The sequence below is a fragment of the Paraburkholderia silviterrae genome (assembly GCF_004353915.1).
In the GTDB taxonomy this organism is placed as follows: Bacteria; Pseudomonadota; Gammaproteobacteria; order Burkholderiales; family Burkholderiaceae; genus Paraburkholderia; species Paraburkholderia silviterrae.
Genome location: NZ_SMRP01000071.1, coordinates 1 through 2,241, shown reverse-complemented (window position 1 = coordinate 2,241; position 2,241 = coordinate 1). Strand labels below are relative to the sequence as shown.

The window sequence follows — 2,241 nt, the reverse complement described above, 5'->3', positions numbered from 1 at the left end:
GTGATTTCACTCAGGTGAATTTCCGCAGCGATCTGCTTGTTCATCAGCCCGCTTAACACCAGACCGAGCACTTCCTTTTCGCGAATCGTAAGGGACTTGTATGCATCGCGTAGTGTGCACAGCGTCGCGTCGCGCACGCGCCGCTCACGATCCCGCGCGAGCGCATTGGCGACCGCGTCGAGCATATCCTGATCGCGAAACGGCTTGGCAAGGAAGTCGAGGGCGCCGGCTTTCATGGCCCTTACCGACATCGCAATGTCGCCATAGCCCGTCATGAAGATGATGGGCAGCTCGACGCCGAGGCGTGCGATCTCTTGTTGCAATGCCAGCCCGCTCGTGCCGCGCAGGCGCACGTCGAGGACGAGGCAACCCGGGACATCCGGGCGGTGCGCGGCAAGGAATGCCTCGGGCGTGGCAAACAGCTCGGTGCGCAGGCCTACGGAGCGCAGCAGCCTGTCCAGACCGTCACGCATCGGCTCGTCATCGTCGACGACATAGACCACCGGTGTTTCGGGATTCACCATTGAATGCTCGACCATTCGGGATTGAACGCTTTTCGCCGTGGATGCCGGCCACAATCTCGCTTGAAGCGACATGGGCAGAAGAGCCATCTCAATGCGCGGAGCGCCATTGTAGCCACTCAATCGGTGAGGCGACGCCACTGTGTCGCCGGGTCATGTGCAGACGCGGAAAGTCACTTTTGGAAAACCCGCGATGATTTCGTCCAATCGTGTAGACGGCGGCTTGCACATACTGACACAGGCGCGAGCGACCCACCGGAGGACACCATGCAACGCGAAACCAATGTGGTGTGGACACATACACTGAGCACCCTGGCGAGAGCTTCGTGCCTTGCTGGGGGCGAGGATGCGGTGCGGCCCGACGCGCCAGGGGAGCGCGCGCACTGGCAAGCCCGCGCGTGCTCCGACGACCTTTCGGCCTTGCCGACCATTGTGATACTCGAGTGGCTTGACAACGCCGCCATTTCGCTTTCGTGGCACGACGCGACGAGCTGCAACTACGAAGAACAAACGTGGACCGTAAGCAAAGCGAGGACCCGTGGGCGATGCGCGCTCTCGGGGCGTCTCATAGAGCGGGGCGATTGCGTTTTCCGGCCGCGACTTCGTGGGGCGGGGCAACTGCGTAACGGTAATCGTATGATCCTGGTCGATTCCGTTGACGCGCTTTGATACGCGGCAGCACGCAGTGCCAACATGCCCGGACTACTGAAGATTGTTCGGCCGCCTGGCGTAGCCCGCGTTATACGAAAGTATATGTCCGTCACGCTTTGGGGTATCACGCGTATGCATTGGTACGGTGGCGCTTGTGCTTCTCAGACCGTAGATTTTCAGCCGTGGTGTAAAAGGCGAGTGGGCAGAGGCGACGCAAGCCTTGCCCGGCGTGATCGGCTCGGGTGCGCGAATACGAAGCGATGGAGCGAGGGCATGTCGAACGAGTCGTGTATGGTGGACGATGAGGATGGGGTGGACGGTCCGTGGCCGAATGACGGCGACGACGCGGTCATCCGGCAACTCAATGCGTTGCTGGCGCCCGCACTGGAAGGGCAGCACCCCCCGAGTGAAGGATTCACTCGCCACCTCGTGCTTGCGCTGCACGAGTACGTGTCGAGCACCTATGGGCGGACTGGCGCCGATGCTGAGCCCGCGCGCGGTGTGCTCGCGCCGTGGCAATTGCGGCGGGCGAGGGAATACATGCTGGAGCACGTCGGCGACGACGTCGGACTCGATGCGATCGCATCTCAGTGCGGACTCTCGGTCAATCATTTCGTTCGCGCGTTTCGCGAGTCGACCGGCACGACGCCGCATCGATGGCTTATGGCGCAGCGCCTGAATCTGGCCATGCGCCTGATGCGCAATCCGCAAATGACCCTTGCCGAAGTGGCCGGCGCGAGTGGCTTCGCCGACCAGAGCCACCTCACGCGCGTCTTCGCCGCGCGCATCGGCATACCACCGGGCCAGTGGCGGCGCGCATGTTGCGAGCTGAGTATCCCAGATGACGACGCTGCCCCGAATCGACGGGAGTGAATACCGCGCACGCAGATTTCGTGCAGTGCCCGTCTAGCGCGCGGGCCGAATGCCTAGAGATGCGGCTTTGAGCGCCAGTTCCGCAACGGAGCGCACGCCCATCTTTTTCATGATCTGCGCGCGGTGGATTTTGACGGTGATTTCACTCAGGTGAATTTCCGCAGCGATCTGCTTGTTCATCAGCCCGCTTAACACC

4 protein-coding genes are annotated in these 2,241 nt (G+C 62.0%); 2 read left to right on the top strand and 2 right to left on the bottom strand.

From position 1 onward, the window contains the following. The coding region (locus tag EYW47_RS40540; protein WP_133200407.1) for a response regulator transcription factor at positions 1 to 539 on the bottom strand (539 nt) is incomplete at its 3' end. Between EYW47_RS40540 and EYW47_RS42770 the strand changes: the two genes are divergently transcribed. Continuing rightward, complete coding sequence (locus tag EYW47_RS42770; protein WP_133200406.1) at positions 528 to 1,190, top strand: DUF3331 domain-containing protein; 663 nt, start codon at positions 528 to 530, stop codon at positions 1,188 to 1,190. The two genes, EYW47_RS40540 and EYW47_RS42770, sit on opposite strands and share 12 nt — an antisense overlap. Positions 1,191 to 1,445: 255 nt before the next feature. Further along, complete coding sequence (locus tag EYW47_RS40530; protein ID WP_165976824.1) at positions 1,446 to 2,045, top strand: helix-turn-helix domain-containing protein; 600 nt, start codon at positions 1,446 to 1,448, stop codon at positions 2,043 to 2,045. A gap of 33 nt (positions 2,046 to 2,078) precedes the next feature. Here the strand turns inward: EYW47_RS40530 and EYW47_RS40525 are convergent. Further along, positions 2,079 to 2,241: LuxR C-terminal-related transcriptional regulator (locus tag EYW47_RS40525; RefSeq protein WP_240764150.1), on the bottom strand; the 163-nt coding region annotated here is incomplete at its 5' end.